The organism is Microcoleus sp. CAWBG640 (genome assembly GCF_020883015.1).
In the GTDB taxonomy this organism is placed as follows: Bacteria; Cyanobacteriota; Cyanobacteriia; order Cyanobacteriales; family Microcoleaceae; genus Microcoleus; species Microcoleus anatoxicus.
Window position 1 is genome coordinate 8,010 of the sequence record NZ_JAHRFC010000045.1, and the last position, 6,635, is coordinate 14,644.

Below are 6,635 nucleotides of genomic sequence, written 5' to 3' on the forward strand. Positions count from 1 at the left end.
CTCAAAAAAACGACGATGGGGAATAATAGCTGGTAAAAGACCCACCCCTAGCCCCTCCCAGGAGGGGAACCGGATCGAGAGTCCCAGACCCTCGCTTAGAGGGTCTGGGGCAGGGCTGTTTCATTCTCAAAAAAACGACGATGGGGAATAATAGCTGGTAAAAGACCCACCCCTAGCCCCTCCCAGGAGGGGAACCGGATCGAGAGTCCCAGACCCTCGCTTAGAGGGTCTGGGGCAGGGCTGTTTCATTCTGAAAAAAACGACGATGGGGAATAATAGCTGGTAAAAGACCCACCCCTAGCCCCTCCCAGGAGGGGAACCGGATCGAGAGTCCCAGACCCTCGCTTAGAGGGGGTGTGTCGGCTCTAGCTCCCCTCTAGAGAGGGCCTGGGGCTGTGTCGGCTCTAGCTCCCCTCTAGAGAGGGGCTGGGGGTGTGTCCGATCCAACTCCCCTCTCTATCTCTAGAGGGGCTGGGGGTGTGTCAGCTCTACCTCCCCTCTAGAGACGAGGATAAATACACACCATGCTTTCAAGCAATTGTTGACACTAACAGCTTTCGGCCCTATTCCACAAAGACGGGATTTGATTGTGGGGAACGGATCATAGCCAGCCCATATCCCCTAATATTTGCCTTTGAGACTCAACAAAATAAACTGAGTTTTTTGTGCTTCATCAAAACTGTCATCGCTGACTAAAACTAAACTTTGGCTACCATCAGGCAAGCGCGGCCCCAAGGTCATTCCTTCTAAGTTATACAACGGAATTCCTAATTCGCTCAAGTCTAAGAGCAATTTTTTCCTCACAGGTTCAACTACAGACAACCCCCCTTTGAAACTCTTGATTCTCGAAGTATCTGTAGCGGCTCCCACTGCAACTTGATAAATCCGCGCGCCGTATCCTGAAAGCCCAAAGGAACGCTCTAAACTCAAAAATTGACCGCCACCAACAGTTACTAATTCTGTTAAACCGTTTAAAATACTTAAAGGAACTTGGTCTAAAGTGTAAAGATTTTCCGAGATTAATTGCGGTGTTTTGTTGACTAGGATATAATGTAAAATCCGAATTTTACTAGCATTTTCCGGGTCTAGGTCTTGCATTAAAGGCGCTTCTGTGGCCACAAACAAACGAAACGGATCGAGACCGCCTGGACTAAAAGTTTCGGGGTCAATTGTCAGAGATTCAAATCCCAAATTATCTAGGACTCCTTGCTGCTGTTTCTCATCGCTAGCATCGGGAAGATAACGCTGGGGAATTGGTAATTCCCCCAGCCAATTGCCAGTTTTGAGGTCAAATTCTCCGACAAAGGGAGGAATGCCAACGTGAGTGACACCTTCGCTGGCGACAAAGACGGAATTGCGGGGAGAAAGAGCGATACCTTCAGGATTGATTGCACCCCAAGAGAATGTTTGGCCATCTGCTTTTTTGAGAGAAGTAACAGATTCAACAGCAACTTTTTTCAGACGAATATTGGCTGCATCTCCTAATTTGAGGTCTAGTCGGAGACTGTAAAATCTGGCTTCTCCGTTTTCGCTGGGGTCGTCGGAAATAGCGTAAAAACGATAACCTTGGGAAGTCCCTGGGCTTATTCCTTTGGAGTCGTAGGTAATTCCTGATAAGCCTCCGACGGGGACTCCTTCAAAATTAATTTTTGGCAATTGGTAGTCTCCCAGAAATTCTAGGGAGATTTCCGGGAAAGAGCGGTCTTTTGCTGCTGCGGGAGGCGGTGCACAAGCTGTGCAAATAGTTAACAAAATTAAGGCTAAACTGAATAAGCGTAAAATGCGATCGCCCAGGCTCTTAAAATCCAAATAATTGCTCAGTGCGGTAATTTTTATGGGGCTGTTTTGGTTCAATTCTTGGCTTTTGTGCCATCTTTGTGACATAATATATACCGTTTTGTAGATATGCAAAACTTGATGTTTCGGGAATCGATAGGGGTTCGCTCCCACCAAATTTTGAGGATGGGAATTTCTGTACCCATCGGGTGCTTGCTTTTCTGTTGGCTTTGTGCTAGTTCAATTGCTAGCGCTCAAACCACTCCACCAGGTTTGGATCAATTTTCTCCTAATCCGTTAGAGATTACCACACCCGATCCCTTAACTCCCACCAATGAATCTTTGAGTAGCACTCAGCGGGATGAATTGAGTGTGGCTTTAGATGGCTTAAACTTAGAAGCCTTGGCTAAACTGCAAGCTGGAGATGGAGTGGGTGCTTTTGATATTTGGTTCCGAGAATTGCGCCTGCGACGCTATCTGGGCCCGGCGGTGGAAATTGCTGCTTTGAGTCGGGTAGGAAGTGTGGCTTGGAGTAACAGTAAAACCATTGAATTACAGTTTATTACTCAACGGCTCCAAGTAATTCAAAAACAAGTCAAATCTCAGGTACCAGTTGATATTGATTTACTGCGAGTTTTGGCTGCTGCTTTTCAACAAGTGCGTGCTAAGGGCCCGACTATAGAAGTTTATCAACAAATTCTTGACAATGCGCGGCAGCAACAGGATATTTTGGCTGAGGGTCAGACTTTAAAGGCGATGGGGCTAATTCATATCAATTGGTTGAGTTATGAAAAAGCTGCTGCTGTGTATGAGGAATTGGCAAGTTTAATTCAGGAAAATCGCGCTTTATTTGCTGCAAACTCTGTGGTTTCGACTCCGCCTGTGGTGGCGGGGAATGGTGCGTCTCCTGTGGCTGTAACTCCTCCCACTGAGGTGGATTCTCTGAGACAGTTGGCCTATGTTTACCACCAGTCAAAACAACATCTGAAGGCGATCGCAGCTAGGGAGAAATTGGTATCAGTATATATGAATCTGCAAAATCCTAACGCTGTACCACCGCTAAAAATTGCGATCGCTGCGGATTACGAAACCCTAGGTCAAATCAATTTAGCGGCTCAATACTATCAGGAAGCATACAATTTAGCCGTCCCCATTCAACAGTATGCCCACGCTAGCGAAGCGTTGGAAAAATTAGCATTGCTTTATCGATCGCAAAAACAGTGGGAACCGACTTTGCGGATTTATCAAATGCAGTTACTGTTAGAAGAACGGGCTTATAACTTGTATGGATTGATGAATGCTTATGATAATCTTGGTCAAGTTTATCAGGAGATGAAAACCTACAACAAAGCTTTAGAAGCTTATCAAAAAGCCTTGGATGTGGCTAAAAGATTGGGACACAGACAAGAGTATTTTGATAAAAAAATTCTCAAGGTTAACAAGCAATTGCAAAGGACTTCGTAACATGGGCTGAATTGGTAAGGTGCGTCAGTTCCAGAACCTTAAAAATTGTTTAAAAAACTCTCCTGACGCACCCGACAATTCGATTTTAAGAAGAAGGAAGAAGTCACCCCCCCCTGCCCCCCCCAAGGGGGGAAATTCAGGAAGAAGGAAGAAGAATGTGAGAAAGCAATCCCATCTGACCTGCAAATAGACACAATGCGAGGGAATGAATCGTCCAAACTCCGGTGCGTTGTCCTTCTAAGTAAATCCAACGCCCGACAAATAAGTCCATCACTAAAAAATGTATCCATCCTGTAGCTGCGGCGGTTTCTTCCCCAAGAAATTTGGCGATATCTGCTAGTTTGGGATTTGACAAAGCGGCAGCATTTTCTGGGGTGATGCTGGTAACAAACAAATAGATATACATCAGGGCGAGCACTACAAAGGGGATGAAGGAATTCATCATTTTTCGAGTGATTCCCCAGTTTGGTAGTAAAATCATGATTGCCCAGAAGGGCAAAACGAACAGGTTTCCTACTGTAAAAATTAGTTCTGGTGTCATCTTAAATCACGGCTCTATGGTTAATTAAAATTGGCGTAGAAAGCGCAAATCGCTGGCATAAACCCGACGAATATCATCAATTTCATGCAGTACCATTGCGAAGCGCTCGACACCAAAACCGGCGGCAAAACCACTGTATTTTTCCGGGTCTAAACCAACTCCTTTCAGAACATTAGGATCGACCATGCCGCATCCTAAAACTTCTAGCCATTTACCATTCCACTGCAAATCTACTTCGGCAGACGGTTCTGTAAACGGAAAATAACTGGTGCGAAAACGAATGGGCAAATCTTGCCCGAACATTTGTCGCAAAAATTCTTTGATTGTGCCTTTCAAGTCAGTAAAGGTCAGCCCTTCATCTATGGCCAAAAGTTCTATTTGATGGAAGACGGCGGCGTGAGTAGCATCGACGGTATCGCGGCGGTAAACGCGGCCTGGAGAGACAATCCGAATCGGGGGTTTGTGCTGTTCCATGTAGCGAATTTGTACCGAGGATGTTTGAGTTCGCAGCAGGTTTCCGCCTGGGAGATAAAAGGTATCTTGCATATCCCGCGCTGGGTGGTCTGGCGGGGTGTTTAGTGCTTCAAAATTGTAATAGTCTGTTTCCATTTCCGGGCCGTTGGCTACGGTGTAGCCGAGGCCAACAAAGATATCCAAAGCGCGGTCTATGACGCTGTTTAAGGGGTGTATTCTGCCTTGGGGACGAAAAATCCCAGGCATGGTGACATCGAGGGTTTCTGAGGCTAGTTTGGCTTGGATTTGGGCGGTTTGGAGGGAGGTGCGTTTGTCTTCTAAATCGGTTTGTAGGGCTTCTTTGACGGTGTTGGCGATCGCACCTAGTTTCGGTCGCTGTTCGGGCGGCAGTTTGCCCATCATGCCTAAAACTTGAGAGAGTTGACCTTTTTTACCTAGGTAATTGACGCGCAACTGTTCTAGTTGTTCGAGGGTATTGGTGGTGGCGATCGCACTTTTGGCTTCTTGGCCTAGGGTTTCTAGTTGGGTTTCAATGTCGCTCTTCTGGACAGTCATTTTAGATTTTAGATTTTAGATTTTAGATTTTAGATTGATGGCTGTTGGAGCCAAGCTGAGTTTAGCGCAATTTGAGTGCGAGTGGCTGGTTGATTTTACATTTGAGATTTTAGTCGGTAATTGGTAATTAGAGACCAAAGCGATCGCCAGACTTGAATTTAGTTTACTATTGTCATGTGGCCTACAAAACTTTTCATGAAACTTCTAATTAGCAATGACGACGGCATCTTTGCACAAGGCATTCGCAGCCTCGCCAACGCACTCGCCGCCGCTGGTCATGACGTAAGCGTAGTTTGTCCCGACAGAGAACGGTCGGCGACAGGTCACGGTCTCACCCTGCACCAACCCATCCGCGCCGAAATTGTCGAATCTATTTTTGACCCAGCAATCAAAGCTTGGGCTTGTTCCGGTACTCCCGCGGACTGCGTGAAACTAGCTTTGTGGGCTTTACTGGACAAACCGCCAGATTTTGTTCTGGCCGGTATTAATCACGGCCCGAATTTAGGAACGGATATCATTTGTTCCGGGACGGTTTCGGCGGCGATGGAAGGCATTATGGAAGGGATTCCCAGCATTGCTTTCAGCCTTGCGAGCTATGCTTCTTTGGAATTTGAGCCGGCAGTAAATTTTGCCGTGACTTTGCTCTCACAGTTGGAAAAACAACCGATGGCAAAACCCATGTTGTTGAATGTGAATATACCAGCGGTTAAACAAGCAGAAATTACCGGAGTTGCGATCGCCCGTCAAGGGATTCGCCGCTATTTCGATATATTTCAAAAGCGCACCGATCCGCGCGGCAAAACTTATTATTGGCTAGCTGGGGAATTGTTAGAAGATGTGGAAGAAACTTCAGAAACCTCTGATTTGCTGGATATTCCTACGGATGTACAAGCTATTCGCGACCATAAAATTACCATTACTCCTCTTCAATACAACCTCACCTGTGGCCGAGACTTGCAGAGTTTACAGGATTGGAAATTTAAAGGTTTTACAATGAATTGAGATCCGATCGCGCGGATATCAGAGGTAAACTAGGAATTAAGGAAAAGTACCTCTTTAGGTATATGCCCTAGGCATTAGCGCACCCTCTCTCTTGGTTATTGGTTTTTTACTCAAGAAAAACAGTTATGAACGCTCCCACCTACAACACTCATTCTGTCACTTGTCCGATTTGCAACCGTTCCAGCATCGTCGGCGCTGTGGGGATGGTTAGCGGACTATTCAGTTGTCCTCACTGTCATTCCCATTTGGTAATTAGTTGGAGTGGCCATTTTGTCCGCGATCCTTTTAGCCTGAAACAATTAACGGTGGGGAAGATGCTCAGGCGCGAGAGTCGGCCTCTAGCTCGCATTCAGCGCGATTTGGGGATTGGGAAGCATTTGCCGTTGTTGGCTCTTTTGGGAAGTGCTGTATTTCTGGGATTTGCGATCGTGACAACGGAACAATCGTTACCGCGACAGCAGCCGTTTCAAGGATTTTTAGAGTGGGTGAGTGGGAGTGGCAATTCCCAGGGAGTCTCTCGTTAACATTTCGCTACTTGAATTTTGACACTCAATGCGTTTAAATTTATCTTGTTTTAGGTATAGATAATTTAGCCCCCAGATAAATCTGGGGGCCGTGTTTTGATGAGGATTGAATCAAAGGCGATCGATCTACTCTACTACCTGAAAATTAATTTCTACCTACGCCCCACCCTCCTGTCAAGCCTGATTTGGTTAAGCAAAATGTGAATCAGCCATGGCTCAAAAAGGCAAGGGCGATGGAAATTTAGGGGTAATAATCCTGAATTGCTTTTACCTCCATGGGGTTAGATTTGAGCGATCGA

General features: G+C 46.1%; 6 protein-coding genes. 3 read left to right on the forward strand and 3 right to left on the reverse strand.

The features are described from left to right. Nucleotides 1-621 precede the first annotated feature (621 nt). A complete protein-coding gene (locus AAFP11_RS20155) occupies nucleotides 622-1,884 on the reverse strand; it encodes an esterase-like activity of phytase family protein (RefSeq protein WP_341738664.1) in 1,263 nt (420 codons plus the stop codon). A 78-nt stretch (nucleotides 1,885-1,962) separates the two neighbouring features. Between AAFP11_RS20155 and AAFP11_RS20160 the strand changes: the two genes are divergently transcribed. Then, nucleotides 1,963-3,240, forward strand: a complete 1,278-nt coding sequence (locus AAFP11_RS20160) for a tetratricopeptide repeat protein (RefSeq protein ID WP_341738665.1) — start codon at nucleotides 1,963-1,965, stop codon at nucleotides 3,238-3,240. A gap of 136 nt (nucleotides 3,241-3,376) precedes the next feature. Here the strand turns inward: AAFP11_RS20160 and AAFP11_RS20165 are convergent, their stop codons facing one another. Together AAFP11_RS20165 and pheS are read right to left on the reverse strand one after the other, a co-directional pair. After that, nucleotides 3,377-3,781, reverse strand: coding sequence for an ABA4-like family protein (locus AAFP11_RS20165; RefSeq protein WP_341738666.1), 405 nt, complete (start codon nucleotides 3,779-3,781; stop codon nucleotides 3,377-3,379). Nucleotides 3,782-3,805: 24 nt separating this feature from the next. Next, complete coding sequence (gene pheS, locus AAFP11_RS20170; RefSeq protein WP_341738667.1) at nucleotides 3,806-4,810, reverse strand: phenylalanine--tRNA ligase subunit alpha; 1,005 nt, start codon at nucleotides 4,808-4,810, stop codon at nucleotides 3,806-3,808. A gap of 195 nt (nucleotides 4,811-5,005) precedes the next feature. Here pheS and surE point away from each other — a divergent pair, with 195 nt between their 5' ends. Both surE and AAFP11_RS20180 read left to right on the forward strand, forming a co-directional pair. Further along, a complete protein-coding gene (surE, locus tag AAFP11_RS20175) occupies nucleotides 5,006-5,812 on the forward strand; it encodes a 5'/3'-nucleotidase SurE (protein WP_341738668.1) in 807 nt (268 codons plus the stop codon). A 125-nt stretch (nucleotides 5,813-5,937) separates the two neighbouring features. Beyond that, a complete protein-coding gene (locus AAFP11_RS20180; RefSeq protein WP_341738669.1) occupies nucleotides 5,938-6,336 on the forward strand; it encodes a hypothetical protein in 399 nt (132 codons plus the stop codon). Nucleotides 6,337-6,635: the final 299 nt, after the last annotated feature.

Excerpts from the sequence above, each read along its gene's own strand:
- pheS (WP_341738667.1), bottom strand. The coding sequence starts at position 4,810 with ATGACTGTCCAGAAGAGCGACATTGAAACCCAACTAGAAACCCTAGGC.
- AAFP11_RS20160 (WP_341738665.1), top strand. The coding sequence starts at position 1,963 with ATGGGAATTTCTGTACCCATCGGGTGCTTGCTTTTCTGTTGGCTTTGT.
- AAFP11_RS20180 (WP_341738669.1), top strand. The coding sequence starts at position 5,938 with ATGAACGCTCCCACCTACAACACTCATTCTGTCACTTGTCCGATTTGC.
- AAFP11_RS20155 (WP_341738664.1), bottom strand. The coding sequence starts at position 1,884 with ATGTCACAAAGATGGCACAAAAGCCAAGAATTGAACCAAAACAGCCCC.
- surE (WP_341738668.1), top strand. The coding sequence starts at position 5,006 with ATGAAACTTCTAATTAGCAATGACGACGGCATCTTTGCACAAGGCATT.
- AAFP11_RS20165 (WP_341738666.1), bottom strand. The coding sequence starts at position 3,781 with ATGACACCAGAACTAATTTTTACAGTAGGAAACCTGTTCGTTTTGCCC.